This window comes from Vescimonas fastidiosa (assembly GCF_018326305.1).
Classification (GTDB): Bacteria; Bacillota; Clostridia; order Oscillospirales; family Oscillospiraceae; genus Vescimonas; species Vescimonas fastidiosa.
Genome location: NZ_AP023415.1, coordinates 1,024,784 through 1,041,264, shown reverse-complemented (window position 1 = coordinate 1,041,264; position 16,481 = coordinate 1,024,784). Strand labels below are relative to the sequence as shown.

The following is a 16,481-nucleotide window of genomic DNA, read 5'->3' as shown; positions in this document are numbered from 1 at the left end:
CGCTGTTTTTTGCTGATTCCCGGTGCTATAATGTATAAAAGTGCTTTTGGCAAAGCACAGGAGACTTGGAGGAGAAAAGATATGGATTACAAAGAGATATACCGGCAAAAACTGACTACGGCGGACGAGGCGGTGAAGGTCATCAAGTCCGGCGACTGGGTGGACTACGGCTTCTGCGCCATCCATCCCCGGGTGCTGGACGAGGCTCTGGCCCGGCGGGCCCCGGAGCTGGAGGATGTGAAGGTCCGAGGCGGCATCAGCCTGTGGAAACCGGCCATTTTTGACATTGAGGACCCCGTTCACCACATTATTTTCAATTCCCACCACATGAGTGCGGTGGAGCGTCACCACATTGCCAGCGGCGCGGGCTTCCACGAGCCCATGCGTTATTCCGAGCTGCCCCGGTACTATACCGACCACATTACTCCCCCGGATGTGGCCATGTTCCAGGTGACGCCCATGGATAAGCACGGCTACTTCAACTTCGGCCTCTCCGCCTCCCATCTGCGGGCTGTTATTGAAAAGTCCAAGGTGGTCATCGTGGAGGTCAACAAGAATATGCCCCGGTGTCTGGGCGGCTTTGACAACTGCATCCATGTTTCCGAGGTGGACATGATCGTGGAGGGGCGCAACGACCCCATGGGTATCCAGCCCTCCAACCCCGCCACCGAGGTGGATAAGGCCGTGGCCAAGCTCATTGTGGAGCAGATCCCCAACGGCGCCTGCCTGCAGCTGGGCATCGGCGGTATGCCCAACACCGTGGGCGCCATGCTGTGCGAGTCTGACCTGAAGGATCTGGGCGTACATACGGAGATGTATGTGGATGCCTACGTGGACCTGGCCCTGGCGGGCAAGGTGACGGGTATGTGCAAGAATCTGGACCGGGGCCGCCAGGTGTACGCCTTCGCCGCCGGAACCCAAAAGCTCTACGACTATCTGGACGATAACCCTGCCTGCATGGCTGCGCCCATCAGCTATACCAACGATGTGCGCACCGTGGCGGCACTGGATAATTTCATTTCCATTAATAACGCCGTGGATGTGGACCTGTATGGCCAGGTGAACGGTGAGACGGCGGGCATCAAGCAGATCTCCGGCGCAGGCGGCCAGCAGGACTTCGTTTTGGGCGCGTATCTGTCCAAGGGCGGCAAGAGCTTCATCTGCCTGTCCTCTACCCATAAAAATAAGGACGGAAGCCTGGGCTCCCGCATCCGGCCCACCCTGCAGACCGGCTCCGTGGTCACGGATACAAGAGTGAATACCATGTATGTGGTTACGGAATACGGCTGCGTATGTCTCAAGGGCCTCAGCGTCTGGGAGCGGGCGGAAAAGCTCATCTCCATCGCCCATCCCGACTTTAGGGAGGAGCTGATCCGGGAGGCCGAAAAGCAGAAGATCTGGTATCCCCACAATAGAAGATAAACCAAAGCTCAGCAGGGGCGGACGGCGCTGTCCGCCCCCTTTTCCTGTGCGCAGGCTGCACTCTACCGCCGGTCGGTTGCCGGCAGCCTACTCTACCGCTATCATAAGATCGAGGTGACGCCTATGAACAAACAGATCTTCGGCACATACATCGCCGAAAACCGAAAGCAGTTGGGCATGACCCAGGCGCAGCTGGCCGATAGGCTCCATGTGACGGATAAGGCCGTCAGCAAGTGGGAGCGGGGGCTGAGCTACCCCGATGTGACGCTGCTGGAGCCGCTGGCGGAGGCACTTTCCGTCAGTATCGACGCTCTGCTGCGCTGCCGGATGCCTGCGGATGAGGGAAAGGAGCAGACGATGACAGAGGAAAGAAACAGCGAGCCTATCCAGACCGTAATGGAAATTTCCAAAGAAACGGTGCAGAGGAAAAAGCTCGGCAGCAAGCTGCTGGCGGCGGCGCTGGCCGTTGTGATCGCGGCGGCGGGGGTGCTGGTCATTCCCCGCGCGGTGCGGGAATATCGGGCGGCGCAGGAGGCGAAGCACCACCATGAGGTGAACTGCGCCAAGGTGGATTTGCTCTATGTGGAGCAGATGCCCGGCTCCGAAAATTCGGGGGAGTATATATGCGTCGTGGGATACGAGGGAAAGCTCCTGTATCTGCACTATGACGGCGGCCTGTCGGATAAGGAGCTGCTGCCTCCCGACACGTCCTGGGAGGATTCGGAAAATATCGGTTTACGCCCGGGCATTGAATGGACGCAAAGCTACCTGCGCTTTACCTATGACGACCGAACCGGCGGGGGAGAGCTTACCGGCATAGTGGGGCAGACTACGCAGACGTCGATGCCCGTTGCGGTGGACAATATAGAAACGGCGAAGCCCCTCTTTGGCCTGGAGAACACCTGTCTTATGCGGGAAGGGAAAGGGAATCTTTTATTTTACCGGCCTTCGGAGCATCAGGGTGGGGCAAGAACGCTCTATGATGCCAACATCATTTTTCGTCTGCCGAAGACGCTGGCCGACATCGGCTACACCATTGCCGACTGTGACGGGGACGGCGTCAACGAGCTGCTGGTGAGGACGGACTGGGACTATAAGCCTCTGGTGGCCTACGACTATGCGGACGGGCAGGTGACGAGTACATGGTATGACACCCTGCCCGACTGGGCGGCGGCTGTTTTCGGAGAATAATAAACTGAGCAGGCTCCCGATTTCCGTCGGGAGCCTGCTGTTGCATTTATGGCGGCGATATGTTACACTCAAGGCGGACGTTTATGCGGCTGACAGCCTATGAATCTGTTGGCAGCAGCCGCCTAAAATGTTAACTTTTCGGTGGTGTTTTCCGGAGGTAAGATCATGGGAAAATTGCTCGATAAAATTCGGGGTCTGCGGAAACCGGCCAGACCCTTCTGCACCACGGTAGTGGTGGCGGCGGGCCAATCCCGGCGAATGGGAAAGGACAAGCTGCTGCTGCCGCTGGGAGAGGGGACGGTGCTGGAGCATACCCTCCGGGCGGTGGACGCATCGGAGCGGACGGACGAAATTATTTTGGTGACCAGGGAGGACCTGCTGGTGCCTTTGGCGGAGCTTTGCAAAGGGTGCGCCCTGCAAAAGCCCGTGAAGGTGATCCGGGGCGGCGAGACCCGGACGGAGTCGGTGATGGCGGGGGCCTTGGAGGCAGACCCCCGGGCGGAGCTGATTGCGGTACACGACGGGGCCCGTCCCCTGATTACGCCTGAGCTGTTTGACGCGGTGGTGGAGAGCGCCGGGGTGACGGGCGCCTCGGCCCCGGCGGTGCCGGTGACGGACACCATTAAGGTGGCGGACGAGAACGGAATCGTGCGCTCTACACCGGAGCGGCGGACCCTCTTTGCGGTGCAGACGCCCCAGGTATTTCAGGCGGAGCTTTTGAAGGCGGCCCTGCAGTCGGCCCTCACCTGCGGGGCGGAGATCACCGACGACTGCTCTGCCGTGGAGCGGCTGGGCAAGCAGGTGCAGCTGGTGAGCGGAGACAGTGAAAATATTAAGATCACCCGCCCCATGGATCTGCCGATGGCAGAGGCTATTTTGCGGGCTCGGGAGGGGAGAGCATGACAAATTTGCGAATTGGCCACGGGTACGATGTACACCGGCTGACGGCCGGACGAAGGCTGATTTTGGGGGGCGTGGACATCCCCTGGGAGAAGGGCTTGGAGGGCCATTCGGATGCGGATGTGCTGGTTCACGCGGTGATGGACGCCCTGCTGGGGGCGGCTGGGCTGGAGGACATCGGGAGCCTGTTCCCCGACAGCAGCGAGGAGTTTCGCGATATTTCCAGCCTGGTGCTGCTGAAAAGAGTGGCCGGGGAGCTGGCAAAGCGGAGCGTAACCGTGGTGAATGTGGACGCCACCGTTTTGGCCCAGGCGCCGAAGCTGGCCCCGTACCGGGCGCAGATGCGCGCCAATATCGCCGGGGCCCTGGGCATCGAGACGGAGCAGGTGGGGGTGAAGGCCACCACCGAGGAGCACCTGGGCTTTACCGGCGACGGCAGCGGCATGGCGGCCCACGCGGTGGCGCTGGTGGAAAGAAGATAAAATAAGGGTTGACAAGTGAACTGTACTATGCGTATAATACGGTTAAGAGAACTGTATTATGCGTGTAGTACAATTTTTTTAGGGAAGTGCGGGTGTAGAATCCTCCAGTCACGGCTTTGCCGTGATAGCCCCCTTTAGGCAAGGGGGCCGAGGGGACGGGGGAGGCGGATTGCCACAGCCAGTGTGCGCACTGGCTTCGCAATGACATGGTTTTTTGCCAGGAGTGCGGTACGGCGGGCGAACAGAGGCGTCCGCCCCTACGGAGGGCTTGGGAGTTCGTGAGGCGGGCGACCGCGAGGGTCGCCCCTACGGAGATTATTTGAAATTTTTAGATGGGAGGTGTGGGTGCTGTGATTTCCTTTGAGGCGTTTCGGAGTGTGGAGGGAATGCCGATCTATTTGCAGATGATCCGGTTCGTGAAGCAGGGCTTGGCGGCGGGACGGTTTTTGGATGGGGACGAATTGCCGTCCCGGCGGCTGGTTTCGGCTACGCTGGCGGTGAATCCCAACACGGTACAAAAGGCCTACCGGCAGCTGGAGGAGGAGGGACTCATTCAGTCCCGACCCGGGGCGGGAAGCCACATTACGGCATCGCCTCAGCAGGTGGAGAATATACGACAGGAGCTGTTCCGCTCGGAGGTCCAGGAGACGGTGGCAGCCATGAAACGGATGGGCCTAAAAAAAGAGGAGGCCGTGGCGCTGCTGCGGCAGCTATATGACGAGGAGGAGAGAGAATGAGTCGGTACATTTCGGTGCTGGGCCTGGCGGCCCGGAGCTGCTTTCTCAAGGGGCTGGCGATAATGGTCGTGTCGGTGCTGCTGTCGGGCCTGCTTCTCTATCTGCTCCCGGAGGGCGTGGAGAGGGAGAGCTATATGGATGAAAACGGCGTGGTGCAATGGATATACGAGGCCTACGACCTGTCGGAGATACCCGAGGTCAGCCGGGCGGCGGCGCCCCTGGCGGGGGGGTTCGGGCTGCTGTGTACCGTCATGGCCCGTACCGGCGGCGGCAAGGGCGCAAAGACCGCCTACACCGTGGGGCGGCTGCGGGTAAAGCCGGGGACGGTGCGCAGGCTATGGACGGGGTACTACTTTATGATGCTGGTCCTATACTGGGCTATGGCGGCGGCGATGCTCTACGGGGTGATGCGCTACCGGGTGGGCCTGGCGGCAGAGAGCATGGACATAGGGCCCCAGTCGCTGGTGCTGGCCTTTTACGGAAGCAACCTGCTGCACCATATTCTGCCGATAAGCGATTTTTTCGCATGGATCGGGGGCATTGTGGGCCTTTTGGCCTGCGCCGTGGGGTGCATGGATGTAGCCCAGAAGGAATGGACGGGGCAGGTCGGCGGACCCCTTATGGGCATTGCCGTGGCGCTGACCCTGGGAAGCTTTTGGGTGCCGATGGAAAGCAGCCGGATCCTGGTGGGCATTGTCATTGGGGAGATGGTGGTCATATGGGCCGCACTGATAAGTTGGTCAGGAGGTGATATGTGTGAAGAAGCGGTGGATGATTGGCGGGCTTGAGGGACTGCTGCCGCCCAATGCGGACAAGGAGAGCACCGTGTCCCAGTGTACGGGCATCGGCGTGATGGGCGGCGCAGCATCGGCAGTGTGGTTTTTAATTCGGTACGGAGAGGCCCGCAGCAACCTGTACACTTACAGCTCGTCCCTGCAAAGAAGGGTGCTGACGGGGGAGAAGATAGAGCCCTTTTCCCGCTTTGCCGGGTGCGCCGGGTGGCTGATGGCCTTTTTCCTGTTCATGCTCCTGGTGTGGATGGGCATGCTCTATGCCAGCTTCAGCCAGGGGAGCCGGAGCCTGTATCTCATGGGCCGGCTGCCGAAGGGACGGCGGATCATGGCGGGGTATCTGCTCCGGGGGCCGCTGTGGTGCCTGGTGCGGTGCGCCGTGCTCTGCGGGGCGCTGCTGGGCGCGTATTACCTGGTGTGGCGGTTTGCAACGCCGGCGGGATGTCTGCCGATTTAAGGAGGGAAGGAATATGCTGGAAGCGAAAAATATTACGAAACAGTACGGGAAAAAGACGGCGCTGGAGGATGTGTCCGTGGCCTTCGAGCCGGGGCAGATCGTGGGCCTTTTCGGGGAAAACGGAGCCGGGAAGACCACGCTGATGAAGTGCATCCTGGGCCTGACGCGCTGCCGGGGAACGGTAACGCTGGACGGGGAGGCTTTGGGCTGCGGCAACATCGCCCGGCTCAGCTTTGCCACCTGCGAGCACAGCTTCTTCCCCCGGCTCTCGCCCAAGGCGCACCGGGATTTTTACCGGGAGCATTTCCCAAAATTTGACGACAAGCGGTTTAAGACCCTGATGGAATTCTTTAACCTGCCTATGGACAAGGCCCTGCGGGGCTTCTCCGTGGGTATGCAGAATCAGTTTGAGGTGGTGATGGCCCTGTCCCAGGGGGCGGACTACATTCTCATGGATGAACCCTTTGCAGGCAACGACATCTTCAACCGGGAGGACTTTTACAAGGTGCTGCTGGGCATTCTCACAGAGCGGGAGACGGTGATCCTGTCCACCCATCTGCTGGAGGAGGTGAAGGACTTTATCTCCCGGGCCGTGCTGCTGCGGGAGGGGAAGATCGTGGGGGATGTGACCGTGCAGGAGCTGGAGGATGCGGGGGAGGATCTGCTGTCCTGCATCAAAAAGACCTACGATTACCGGGGCGACCGCATTCGAAACGCCATTGAGAGCCTGACGGAGGAGGGAGAGAGATGAAGCGAATTGTAATTATGACGGTGATCTTATTCGTGCTTTCCCTGGGGGGACTGGCCATGATGACCCTGCTTTTATGCAGGGCACAGGACAAGGTGGAATTTACCTGCGTGGCCCAGCGGGGCGATCCGGCGGTAGCGGAGGGACTGCATTTGACGGAAAAAGACCTGCTGAGCAGCCGCGTGGTCTGGACCACGGAGCATGACCTGGGCACCCGGACCCAGGAGACAAAGAGCCGGTTTTCCGCCAAAGGACTGAGCTACACCGGGGCTGTGTGGGACAATGAGTACGGTATTTATGTGATGAAGCCGGATAAGGACTACCTGCAAAGTCTGGCGCAGCCGGACGAGCAGAGCGTTCTGTTTCGCCCGGCGGAGAAGATGGCCTATTACGACCTGGCCGTGGTCCCGGGGAGCAGCCGGAACGATGAGCAGGTCAAGGAGCGGTATGACGATCTGCTCAGCATAGATTTCCCGATGCTGCGGATTCCCGTGGGGCAGGAGGACTGGATGAGCATGGGTGTTATGCGCTACTCTGACGGGGTGGACTTTACGAATGTGTATGCGTCATACCTGGAAAACGGGTTTCACTCCTGGTCGGCACCGGCAAAGGAGGGGACCGTAATGACCGTGGGGTTTGGGCCCACGGTGCAGCCCAAGGCAGACTGGGCCCCGGAGGGCTTCGGCCTGTGGCTGATGGCCCAGAGCTGGTCTGAGCCGGGGGAGGAGCGGATTCAGCTGGTCTATCCCCTGGACATTGAAAGGCAGCGGGTGGCGTATCTCAGCTCCACCGAGGACGGAGAGTATATTCTGCTGTTTTTAGCGGAGGGGGAGAAGCTGACGCTGCAGATGCTGGACGCGGAGACCTTCCGGCTGGTGCAGACCCTGGACATGGGGAAGATCGGCCAAAAGGAGACAGAAGTGACTTACTACGACAGCAACGGTGAAGCCGGCCAGACAAGCAAGGGCGCGGAATATGAGCCGATACTGGTGCGGCGGGGCGAGGACTTCTGCGTGGTGGCTGTGGGCAAGCGTATGACGGTGCTGGAGTATCGGGAGGACGGACTGGAGAAGCTGTTTGACTGCCGGATCATGGACCTGAACATTCTCTATCGTGAGGAAGAGCCATGCTTTATCTGGGAGGACGAGAACGAGGACCCGGGGCAAGTGGACATGGTGTGTAGCCCGTTAAAGTCCGATTGGGAGGACGATTTTGAGCATATGTCTATGGTTCTGAAGGACGGGAATCTGGCCATCGCCTGGAATGTAGATAACATCAACCAGGTAGACGTGATGGTGGAGGTCTACTCGGCAGAGGGGCTGGTGTATGCCCAAGGCATCCGGTGCGGGCTGCTCCATCAGGGTGCAGGGCAGATCGTCCGGGCTATGCAGAGGCCGAATATCGCCTGGTCAAGCTGAGGGGGAAGTGGGATTTCCCGGCTCGGTGCAGCCGAGGGTTTCGGCGAAGCCCCGGGCGAAGAGACGGGCGGCGTAAATGGCCTCGTCCAAGGAGTTGCCGGCGGCACCGACTTCCACCAGGAGGGAACCGGTGCTCAGGGACTGATTATACCCATACCAGCGGAGGGTGATGGGACGCATAAGGGTGGGATGGTCATGGGCTAGGTGGGACTGCACGGCCACGGCCAGGCGCAGATTGGAGAGCCAGGCATCGTAATTGCTGCCCATGATGATGCTCAGCTGGGCGGCACGGGGGTCCTCCTGGGACACCACCTTATACTGGTTGCCGTCGGCATCGGAGATGGCGTCCCGATGAATATCCAGGACAAAGGAAATGGAGGGGTATTTCTCCAGATAGGCGGCGGCGCTGTCGTAGCTTTTGTCGTAGGCACTGTTATAATCGGTGTCGTGGATCTGGCGGTCGTGGAGGACGGACAGGCCGTACCGGGAGAGAACGGCGGCGATCTCGTCCCCTACGCGAATCATATTCTTGGTGGTGTCCATGGTGCGATAGCTGCCGCTGGCCTCGTATTCCTCCCCGGCGGGCATGGTGTAGGCCTCGCTGCCGTGGGTGTGGAGGATCAGCACCTGGGGCTGGGTGCTGTCTCCCGGCTGGGCGGGAAAGGTACCGTCGAAGGCGGCGGGGTCCAGGGCGTGATCGGAGCCGTTTTTGATGTAGACATTCCCGGACACGGTGTAGCTCTTGGAGGAGGTGGGAATCACCGTCTGACTGGGGGCGCCATTGTCGGCGAAGGTGAGGCCCTGGGTGAGGTCATCGGTGTCGGCGGGAGCATCGGGTACCGCGGTCTCTTCCGCAGGTATATCCGGCTGCGGGGGATCGGGAAGGTTTCCGTACCCGGCCCACAGCAGCGGCGACTGGCCCAGGCAGAGAAGCGTGGACAGGGACATCTCCTTTTCCCCTGTCAGGTCGCCCAGGGCCAGCTGCATGAGCATATTGGGCAGGTGGAAGGAGCTGCGCATGGCGGACAGGGCTGCCGGGACGGAGCGGCTTTCCACCGTGACGATAAGCGTCCAGACCGTGCAGGCGGCCAGGAGGGCCGCACCGCTGCGGCGCAGAAATTTCTTCATCCCGGGTGCCTCCCTTTGTAAATCAGGATAGACAAGCATATTCCGGCGATTCGAGAATTATGCGGGAGATTTTGTTACCGAAATATTCTTGACGGGCGCGGGACAAACTACTATAATATAGGCAACAAAATTTCTGAATTGCAGGAGGTGCGCATATATGGAACAGGTCATGGAAACCGTGCGCGAGGCGGGCGGCCGCGTGCTGGACGCGCTGTGCGAGACGGGAAAGGCTATTTTGGGCTTCGGCGCAGGGGTCGTGAAGTCGGTGGGCTGCGCGACGGCAGGCGCCGTGAAGGACTGCACCTGCAAGGCGGCGGGCTGCACCTGGGACAAGGTGAAGCAGACGGCCAAGGAACACAAGCAGGTGCTGCTGATCGTGGCGGCGGGTGCTTCGGCTGTGGCGGCGGCTACGGCGGCGGTGTTCTTCCTGCTGGGCCGGAAAAAGTGAATGGCGGAGCGGGGGCCTCGGTTATGGAGGCCCCCGCTTTTTGCACAAAAAATCCCTCTCCCACTTCTGGGAGAGGGATAAATCTTTTGATTTCAGCGGTGCAGCAGGGGAGACAGGGGCTTATAAATGAGGAAGCACAGAGCCGTGTCCAGCAGGCCCTTGGCCAGAGTGAAGGGGATATTGAACACCAGCAGACAGTTAAACAGAGCATTCTCCGTGGGCACATGGGACACACCGCCCAAAATCGCCTCGTACATCCCCACAATGGCGTCCAGGGGGAGGTTATACAGCACCACATAGGCGGGATAGACAATGAAATAGTTTGTGATAATGCTTATCAGTGCCATGGCGGCAGCACCGGCCACGGAGCCCACCAGGGCGCTCTTGCGGCTCTTGCTGTGCTTATAGATGGCACCAGCTACGAATACGAACACCGCGCCCAGGATGAAGTTGGACAGCTCGCCCACACCGGCGCTGGAGCCGAAGGGCAGGTGCAGCAGGTTTTTCACCAGCTGGATGGCCACGCCGTACACGGGGCCCAGGGAAAAGGTACCCAGCAGGGCGGGGAGGTCGGAGAAATCCAGCTTGATGAACGAGGGCACCAGGGGGATGGAAAACTCCAGAAATTGCAGCACGGCGGCTACGGCGGTGAGCATGGCCGACACGGCCAGACGATGGGTTTTTTGCTGTTGAGTCATAAAAAAATACTCCTTTCAATGTGTGGAACACCCGGAAACTGTCTCCCAAGGTGCACGCATTAAAAAGAGCATACCAAAATATGCTGTACACGCCTTCTCTCATCCAGACTATACTGTCGGTACCGGGATCGCACCGGTTCGTGCAGCCCCAGGGGGCCGCTTGCAGACTATACTGCCGGTGGGGAATCACACCCCGCCTCGAAGACAAATATTCGTTTGTTCACTGGGACATAGTATATACCTGTATGGGAGAAATTGCAAGTACTTTTTTGGACGAAAATTTGTATAAATTTTTAAAATTTTACAAAAAAGACTTTACAAAATCGAAAAGTTGTTCTATTATAAAGAAAAAGGGGGCGATGGATGTGCGGGCCAGGCAGGTGTCTTGCAGCTTCACCGGGCACAGGCCGGAAAAGCTGCCTTGGGGCGTCCATGAGAGCGACAGGCGCTGCCGGGCGCTGCAGGAGCGGCTGTTTCAGGCGGTGCAGACGGCGTATGAGCAGGGGTTTCGGCACTTCTTGTGCGGCATGGCCCGGGGGTGCGATTTTTGGTTTTGCGAGGCGGTGCTGCGGCTCCGGGGAGAGCATGGGGAGGTTTCCCTGGAGGCGGCCATTCCCTATGCCGGGCAGGCGGAGCGATGGGATCGGGCCGACCGGGCGCGATATGAGGCGCTGCTGGCTCGCTGTGACTATAAGACGGTATTGCAGGAGGCGTATTCGCCGGGATGTATGCAGAGGCGCAATCGGTATTTGGTGGACCATGCGTCTATGCTCATTGCCGTGCATGACGGGCTGCCCGGGGGGACGCAGCAGACCATTGCCTACGCGCTTAGGCGGGGACTTGACATCGTGGACACACCTTCGGTGCTGGAAAAGAACAAAGACGGCGTATAATTTCGCCTGCGGCGGACATGCTACCCTTCAGAAAAGGAGGGGGTCGCTATGACGCAGCAAAACACACCCGACCGGGAAAATAATCAGGAGAAGGACACCAAGTCGGAGACGAAAACCGAGCGCTTGGTGGAGCTGGGATCTTCGGTGGTGACCAACCGGCATGGGACCATCCACTGCCTGACCATTATCGGACAGATCGAGGGACACACCAACGCCCCGGACAGCGCTAAAACCACGAAATATGAGCATCTTTTGCCGCTGCTGGCTTCTCTGGAGGAGTCGGAGGAGGTGGACGGGGTGCTGATCCTGCTGAACACCGTGGGCGGCGATGTGGAGGCGGGCCTGGCTCTGGCGGAGATGATTGCCGGGATGACCAAGCCCACGGCTACGCTGGTGCTGGGCGGCGGACACTCCATCGGCATTCCGCTGGCGGTGTCGGGGAAAATTAACATGATCGCCCCGTCGGCATCCATGACGGTTCATCCCGTGCGTATGAGCGGAACTATGATCGCTGCGCCCCAGACCTACCGCTATTTTGACAAGCTACAGGAGAGCATTGTGCGATTTGTGGCGGCCCATTCCCAGATCCGGGCGGAGACCTTCCGGGAGCTGATGCTGCGCACGGACGAAATGGCCAATGATGTGGGCAGCGTGCTCTACGGCGAGGACGCCGTGGCCCTGGGACTGATGCAGCAGGTGGGCACGCTGAAGGACGCGCTGGCGGCCTTATACCGGGCCATTGACGAGGGGAAGAAGCGGGAGAGCGAGGCGTGAGAGCGGCAGGAGTAAGAGGAAAAAAGATAAAGAGGGCGGATTGCCACAGCCAGTGACATCGGTCACTGGCTTCGCAATGACAGTTTTTTAGGGAGTGCAGTGCAAGTCCAGCGGGCGGATAGAGGTGTCCGCCCCTACACAGGTGAAGGAGTGCGGTGTGCGGTAGGACGGGCCGATGTGGGGAGCGAACTGAGCGCTGCCGGTGGCAGAGGAAGCGAAGTGAGCGAGTGGCCGCGGTCAAAATTTTAAGCGTCCGCCGTAAGGCAGCGCAAAAATTTTGGGCACCGCAACAGGGTCATCGGCCCCTATGTGCCCTATAAAATAGGAAAACTACAAATACAAGGCTTTTCGGAGCCTACAACACCCAACAAAATAAAACAGAGCTATCACATTACGCAAAAGGCCGCCCGGTCAAGACCAAGGGCGGCTTTTTTGCGTGGAAAGCTCGGAAGGAGGCAGGATTTTTCAAAAAAATAAGTGCAAAATTTTCAAGTGAAATTTTGTGCAACATTACAAAAAGATAGGAGGTTAGCAAATGGAAGAAAAGAAACAGCCCACGGGCGCGGAGGAGCATAACACCCCCGAGGCTCCCGTAGCTGATGGGCCCGGTACTACCCCGGCCCAGCCCGCTCCCGGCGATGTGGTTGTACCCTTTGAGAAAATCGAGGAGCTGATGGCAGAACAGCGGGCGGCGGCCCGCCATGCTGTGGAACAGGCCGAACCGCTTACCCCGGAGGCTCCCACTCCCAGCCAGCCCGAGAAAGCGACTGAACAGGCCCCGGAGGAAAAGCCGCAGGAGGAGGTTGCGGCTGAACAGAAAAAGCCCCGCCGTGGCCGTCCCCCGAAGGCTGAAAAAACGGAGCAGGCCGCACCCAAGGCAGACAAAGAGCAGACGGCGGCAAAGCCTCGCAGGGACCGCCCACCCAAGGCTGACAAGGCGGCCCCCGACGAGGCCCAGCCGCCCAAACCTCGAGACAAAGTGTCCCAAGGTAAAAAGGCCGCAACGGTCAAGGAGGCTCCCGCCCCGGAACAGGCCGCCGCTGGCGGTGGTGCTGGCCCCGGTGCCGGGATCGCGGCGGAGCCCCAGACACCTACGCCCCCGCCCCGTCCTGTGGAGGAGGGCAAGCTGGTCTATCTGAAACTCTCCGAACTCCACCCGTTCCACACATTCCGTCCCCATCCGTTCAAGGTCACGGACGACGCCAAGATGCAGGAAACCGTCGCATCCATTAAAGCAAACGGCGTTATGGTTCCCGGCCTTGCCCGCCCGGAGAAAGACGGCAACGGTTTTGAGATTATCGCGGGCCACCGCCGTACTCGCGGCAGTGAACTGGCAGGGCTGGAGGAAATGCCCTTTATTGTCCGGGATATGACCGACCAAGAAGCTGTGCAGGCCATGCGGGACAGTAACAAGCAGCGAGATCAGACACTTCCCAGCGAATTGGCCTCCCTGCTGGATTTGGAAGTGGAGGCCATCAAGCACCAGGGCGGGCGGCTGGACGGCGTTGCTCCCGGTGATGTGGGAAAACGCTCTGTTGAGATCGTTGGCGAAGCGCACGATATGAACTACAAAAAGGTCATGCGGTATCTTCGCCTTAATTCCCTTGTCCCGGAGCTGCTGAGTAAGGTGGACGAGAAGGGGCTGGGTTTCATGCCCGCCGTGGAGCTCTCGTACATCAAACCGAAAAACCAGAGGTTGATTGCCGTGTCTATCGACGGTGAGCAGTCCTCGCCCTCCCACGCCCAGGCGAAACGGCTTCGGGAGCTGGATCAGGCGGGCAAGCTCAACGGCGATGTGATTGATGGTATTCTGAGTGAAAAGAAAAAGGAGGATCGCGGCGTGATTATTTCTATGGCCGAACTGGAAAAGTATTTTGGCAAGGAGGTCACTCCTGTCAAAATGAAGGAGCAGATCATGTCCCTGCTGGACGAATGGAAAGAGAAACAGCCGCCCGAGCTGAAAAAGCCCGAGAAAAAGGCGGATTTGGAGAAGTAACCTCGAGACACTTTGTCCCGAGGTTTTTTCATGCCCTTTCGCAGAGGGCTCTTTGGATTTATCCCCCGTCGCCGCTCAAACCAAAGCGCAGTCGGGAGCTGCCTGTCAAGGGGGCATGGCCCCGCCGCTTGCGGCGGCTTGCCCTTGACGGGCGGCCCCGGCTGTGCTACTCCCAGCGGCGCGACGGGGGTATATCCTCCAGAGCCGCCCCCTTTCCCATGATTGGGAAAGGGCGGGGGGATTGGGCTGAACCTACATTATAAAATATCGGAGGTATTCAATATGAAACGACCCCTTGCGTATGTTACCGCCGCATGGTACGGCGGCGACAGCGAAAATGCGGAACGGGCGGCGCAGTATTGCCGCGCTGTGTATGAGGCGGGCTTTTCGCCCATCTGTCCCACCCTGTATCTGCCCCTGTTCCTCAACGACGCTGTTCCTGAGGAGCATAAAAGCGGCATTGATATGAGCCGTGACCTGCTCCGACGCTCTCATGTGCTGGTGGTGTGCGGCCATACCGTCACCGAGGCCATGAAAAACGACATCGCCGTTGCCCAGCGGCTGGGGATCACAGCGACCACCCTTGAGGGCATTTTGACCGTCAAGGGACAGGGCCGCAGACGAAATGACGATTAAGCTGGGGAGCCTGTTTGATGGGATCGGGGTGTTCCCGCTGGCGGCAGCCCGCTGCGGGATCACCCCGGTATGGGCCAGCGAGATCGAAAAGGCCCCTATCTCCATCACAAAACGGCACTTCCCGGATATGGCCCACTTGGGCGACATCACCCGCATGGACGGCGGGGCCATCCCGCCCGTCCATGTGCTGACCTTTGGATCGCCGTGTCAAAACCTGTCCCAAATCGGCAACCGGGACGGCTTGGCTGGCGCAAAGTCCAGCCTGTTTTTTCAAGCGATCCGCATTATCAAAGAAATGAGGGATGCAACTGACAATCTATTTCCAGTTATCGCTGTTTGGGAAAACGTCATGGGAGCGTTTTCTTCAAATGACCGGATGGACTTTAGAGCCGTGCTATCCGCGTTCAACGCCGCTGATGTTCCAATGCCTGCTTCTGGAAGATGGGCAGGAGCCGGAATGGTGCGAGGGGGAACGCCTGACCTCTCATGGCGGCTCATGGACGCCCAATATTGGGCAAGCCCCCGACTGGCACGACGGCAGCGTATCTTCCTCGTGGCAGATTTTGGAGGCCGACGCTCCCACGAAATACTATTTAAGCCCCGCCCAATGCACCCACTTTCTGAAGCTGGCGGAGATCGCGGGCTGTCCTCCCCCGAAGGAGATCGAGGCACTTTTCTTGAAGCAGGGGGGCGCGTACCCGTCACAAGACCCTTTCAATGCTTCCGTATGCGGGCGTCGGCCAAAGACAGGACGCCAGAAGCGTTCCGAAACAGCTTCGGATTACCAACTGACCCTTTTCCCACTCTTTTAGCGGGCGGCGTGGCTCCCTTTGCCTTTTGGTATGAGGACGATCCCGCCGGGGGCTTTGTTCGATTTCCCACGGAGCTGGAGTGCGAGCATCTGATGGGCTTGCCCGAGGGCTGGACAAAATACGGTGCGGACGGCGAGGAAATACGGGCGGCCAGCCGCTACAAGGCATTGGGGAACGCCATCGCCCTGCCCTGTGCCGAGTACATTATGGCGGGGATCAAGGAGGTGCTGCATGACCCTGTTTGAAGCCTATGTTACTAATGCCGGGAAATACGCCGACTATGGCGTAGAGGTTGGAGAACCCTTGAAGTTTCCCACTACCACCGAAGAAGTACAGGCGCTCCTAAAGCGGATCGGCGTGGACGGTGTTCGGTATCAAGAGATTTTCATTGTTTCTTTTGACGGTGATGTGCTGGGCCTGTATGACTATCTGAACGAATATGAAAATCTGGACGAGCTCAACCATCTGGCCCATCTGCTCTCCGATCTGGATCAAGGTAAGCTGGAAACGCTGGAGGCCGTTCTCAACAAGGGCGACCACACTTCCAGCGTGGCCGACATCATCAACCTCGTTCACAATCTGGACTGCTACGATCTGCACCCCGGCGTATCGGACGATGAAACGCTGGGGCGCATTTATGTGGAAGACATGGAGCGGCTGGAGGTGCCCGAAGATATAATCAACTATTTTGACTTCGAGGCATACGGGCGGGATATGCGGCTGAACGAGGGCGGGCACTTCGCCCCCGGCGGCTATCTGACCCGAGTAAGCAATAACTTTGTAGAGCTGTACCACGGGATCGAGGACATTCCCGCAGAGCACCGGGTATTTGCATACCCCCAGCTTTCCATCCGGGAGCAGATGGCAGCCTACAAAGAAATTATTGACGGCTCCGCCCGGGACACGGGCAGGCACCCTATCATTCCGGGACATGAAGATCGTTAGCACTT

Annotated in this window: 18 protein-coding genes and 1 riboswitch; of the genes, 16 read left to right on the top strand and 2 right to left on the bottom strand. The window is 59.2% G+C overall.

The genetic code is table 11. The features are described 5' to 3' along the window. Positions 1-81: 81 nt before the first annotated feature. The 9 genes from KI236_RS05140 (at position 82) to KI236_RS05100 (ending at position 8,146) form a co-directional block, all read left to right on the top strand. A complete protein-coding gene (locus KI236_RS05140; RefSeq protein WP_212819856.1) occupies positions 82-1,422 on the top strand; it encodes a butyryl-CoA:acetate CoA-transferase in 1,341 nt (446 codons plus the stop codon). 123 nt (positions 1,423-1,545) lie between these two features. Continuing rightward, positions 1,546-2,613, top strand: coding sequence for a helix-turn-helix domain-containing protein (locus KI236_RS05135; RefSeq protein WP_212819854.1), 1,068 nt, complete (start codon positions 1,546-1,548; stop codon positions 2,611-2,613). 165 nt (positions 2,614-2,778) lie between these two features. Further along, on the top strand, positions 2,779-3,516 hold the full coding sequence (ispD, locus tag KI236_RS05130) for a 2-C-methyl-D-erythritol 4-phosphate cytidylyltransferase (RefSeq protein WP_212819852.1): 738 nt from the start codon (positions 2,779-2,781) through the stop codon (positions 3,514-3,516). Continuing rightward, positions 3,513-3,995 (top strand): 2-C-methyl-D-erythritol 2,4-cyclodiphosphate synthase, encoded by a 483-nt coding sequence (gene ispF, locus KI236_RS05125; RefSeq protein ID WP_212819850.1) that lies wholly within the window; start codon positions 3,513-3,515, stop codon positions 3,993-3,995. The genes ispD and ispF overlap by 4 nt, the downstream gene beginning before the upstream one ends. Positions 3,996-4,381: 386 nt before the next feature. Next, a complete protein-coding gene (locus KI236_RS05120; protein WP_228738088.1) occupies positions 4,382-4,732 on the top strand; it encodes a GntR family transcriptional regulator in 351 nt (116 codons plus the stop codon). Next, positions 4,729-5,520: a hypothetical protein gene (locus tag KI236_RS05115; protein WP_212819846.1), complete on the top strand. Its 792-nt coding sequence runs from the start codon at positions 4,729-4,731 to the stop codon at positions 5,518-5,520. Before KI236_RS05120 ends, KI236_RS05115 begins: the two co-directional genes overlap by 4 nt. Continuing rightward, entirely contained in the window at positions 5,489-5,980 is a 492-nt protein-coding gene (locus KI236_RS05110; protein ID WP_212819844.1) for a hypothetical protein, read from the top strand. Before KI236_RS05115 ends, KI236_RS05110 begins: the two co-directional genes overlap by 32 nt. A gap of 13 nt (positions 5,981-5,993) precedes the next feature. After that, on the top strand, positions 5,994-6,731 hold the full coding sequence (locus KI236_RS05105) for an ATP-binding cassette domain-containing protein (protein ID WP_212819842.1): 738 nt from the start codon (positions 5,994-5,996) through the stop codon (positions 6,729-6,731). Beyond that, positions 6,728-8,146: a hypothetical protein gene (locus KI236_RS05100; protein ID WP_212819840.1), complete on the top strand. Its 1,419-nt coding sequence runs from the start codon at positions 6,728-6,730 to the stop codon at positions 8,144-8,146. Before KI236_RS05105 ends, KI236_RS05100 begins: the two co-directional genes overlap by 4 nt. Here the strand turns inward: KI236_RS05100 and spoIIP are convergent. Beyond that, complete coding sequence (gene spoIIP, locus KI236_RS05095; RefSeq protein ID WP_212819838.1) at positions 8,138-9,274, bottom strand: stage II sporulation protein P; 1,137 nt, start codon at positions 9,272-9,274, stop codon at positions 8,138-8,140. The genes KI236_RS05100 and spoIIP overlap by 9 nt on opposite strands. Before the next feature lie 157 nt (positions 9,275-9,431). Here spoIIP and KI236_RS05090 point away from each other — a divergent pair, with 157 nt between their 5' ends. Next, positions 9,432-9,722, top strand: coding sequence for a hypothetical protein (locus tag KI236_RS05090; RefSeq protein WP_212819836.1), 291 nt, complete (start codon positions 9,432-9,434; stop codon positions 9,720-9,722). A gap of 92 nt (positions 9,723-9,814) precedes the next feature. Here the strand turns inward: KI236_RS05090 and KI236_RS05085 are convergent, their stop codons facing one another. Continuing rightward, positions 9,815-10,420, bottom strand: coding sequence for an ECF transporter S component (locus KI236_RS05085; RefSeq protein WP_212819834.1), 606 nt, complete (start codon positions 10,418-10,420; stop codon positions 9,815-9,817). An 87-nt stretch (positions 10,421-10,507) separates the two neighbouring features. Further along, positions 10,508-10,630, bottom strand: a riboswitch (FMN riboswitch). Between the two features lie 155 nt (positions 10,631-10,785). On the opposite strand from KI236_RS05085, the gene KI236_RS05080 reads away from it, so the two are divergent. The 6 genes from KI236_RS05080 to KI236_RS05055 all read left to right on the top strand — a co-directional run bounded on the left by KI236_RS05080 (position 10,786) and on the right by KI236_RS05055 (position 16,476). Further along, a complete protein-coding gene (locus KI236_RS05080; RefSeq protein ID WP_408059045.1) occupies positions 10,786-11,313 on the top strand; it encodes an SLOG family protein in 528 nt (175 codons plus the stop codon). Between the two features lie 48 nt (positions 11,314-11,361). After that, on the top strand, positions 11,362-12,087 hold the full coding sequence (locus tag KI236_RS05075; RefSeq protein ID WP_212819830.1) for a ClpP family protease: 726 nt from the start codon (positions 11,362-11,364) through the stop codon (positions 12,085-12,087). 535 nt (positions 12,088-12,622) lie between these two features. Further along, a complete protein-coding gene (locus KI236_RS05070; protein ID WP_186918160.1) occupies positions 12,623-14,083 on the top strand; it encodes a ParB/RepB/Spo0J family partition protein in 1,461 nt (486 codons plus the stop codon). A 282-nt stretch (positions 14,084-14,365) separates the two neighbouring features. Beyond that, entirely contained in the window at positions 14,366-14,719 is a 354-nt protein-coding gene (locus KI236_RS05065; protein ID WP_186918161.1) for a DUF7768 domain-containing protein, read from the top strand. Then, on the top strand, positions 14,709-15,776 hold the full coding sequence (locus tag KI236_RS05060; protein ID WP_212819827.1) for a DNA cytosine methyltransferase: 1,068 nt from the start codon (positions 14,709-14,711) through the stop codon (positions 15,774-15,776). Before KI236_RS05065 ends, KI236_RS05060 begins: the two co-directional genes overlap by 11 nt. Next, a complete protein-coding gene (locus KI236_RS05055; protein WP_212819825.1) occupies positions 15,763-16,476 on the top strand; it encodes an antirestriction protein ArdA in 714 nt (237 codons plus the stop codon). Before KI236_RS05060 ends, KI236_RS05055 begins: the two co-directional genes overlap by 14 nt. Positions 16,477-16,481 lie beyond the last annotated feature (5 nt).

What these genes read in the sequence shown, in the direction of transcription:
- KI236_RS05140 (WP_212819856.1), top strand. Translation starts at nt 82, where the DNA reads ATGGATTACAAAGAGATATACCGGCAAAAACTGACTACGGCGGACGAG.
- KI236_RS05100 (WP_212819840.1), top strand. Translation starts at nt 6,728, where the DNA reads ATGAAGCGAATTGTAATTATGACGGTGATCTTATTCGTGCTTTCCCTG.
- ispF (WP_212819850.1), top strand. Translation starts at nt 3,513, where the DNA reads ATGACAAATTTGCGAATTGGCCACGGGTACGATGTACACCGGCTGACG.
- KI236_RS05060 (WP_212819827.1), top strand. Translation starts at nt 14,709, where the DNA reads ATGACGATTAAGCTGGGGAGCCTGTTTGATGGGATCGGGGTGTTCCCG.
- KI236_RS05090 (WP_212819836.1), top strand. Translation starts at nt 9,432, where the DNA reads ATGGAACAGGTCATGGAAACCGTGCGCGAGGCGGGCGGCCGCGTGCTG.
- KI236_RS05120 (WP_228738088.1), top strand. Translation starts at nt 4,382, where the DNA reads ATGCCGATCTATTTGCAGATGATCCGGTTCGTGAAGCAGGGCTTGGCG.
- KI236_RS05075 (WP_212819830.1), top strand. Translation starts at nt 11,362, where the DNA reads ATGACGCAGCAAAACACACCCGACCGGGAAAATAATCAGGAGAAGGAC.
- spoIIP (WP_212819838.1), bottom strand. Translation starts at nt 9,274, where the DNA reads ATGAAGAAATTTCTGCGCCGCAGCGGTGCGGCCCTCCTGGCCGCCTGC.
- KI236_RS05115 (WP_212819846.1), top strand. Translation starts at nt 4,729, where the DNA reads ATGAGTCGGTACATTTCGGTGCTGGGCCTGGCGGCCCGGAGCTGCTTT.
- KI236_RS05055 (WP_212819825.1), top strand. Translation starts at nt 15,763, where the DNA reads ATGACCCTGTTTGAAGCCTATGTTACTAATGCCGGGAAATACGCCGAC.
- KI236_RS05135 (WP_212819854.1), top strand. Translation starts at nt 1,546, where the DNA reads ATGAACAAACAGATCTTCGGCACATACATCGCCGAAAACCGAAAGCAG.
- KI236_RS05065 (WP_186918161.1), top strand. Translation starts at nt 14,366, where the DNA reads ATGAAACGACCCCTTGCGTATGTTACCGCCGCATGGTACGGCGGCGAC.
- KI236_RS05105 (WP_212819842.1), top strand. Translation starts at nt 5,994, where the DNA reads ATGCTGGAAGCGAAAAATATTACGAAACAGTACGGGAAAAAGACGGCG.
- ispD (WP_212819852.1), top strand. Translation starts at nt 2,779, where the DNA reads ATGGGAAAATTGCTCGATAAAATTCGGGGTCTGCGGAAACCGGCCAGA.
- KI236_RS05085 (WP_212819834.1), bottom strand. Translation starts at nt 10,420, where the DNA reads ATGACTCAACAGCAAAAAACCCATCGTCTGGCCGTGTCGGCCATGCTC.
- KI236_RS05070 (WP_186918160.1), top strand. Translation starts at nt 12,623, where the DNA reads ATGGAAGAAAAGAAACAGCCCACGGGCGCGGAGGAGCATAACACCCCC.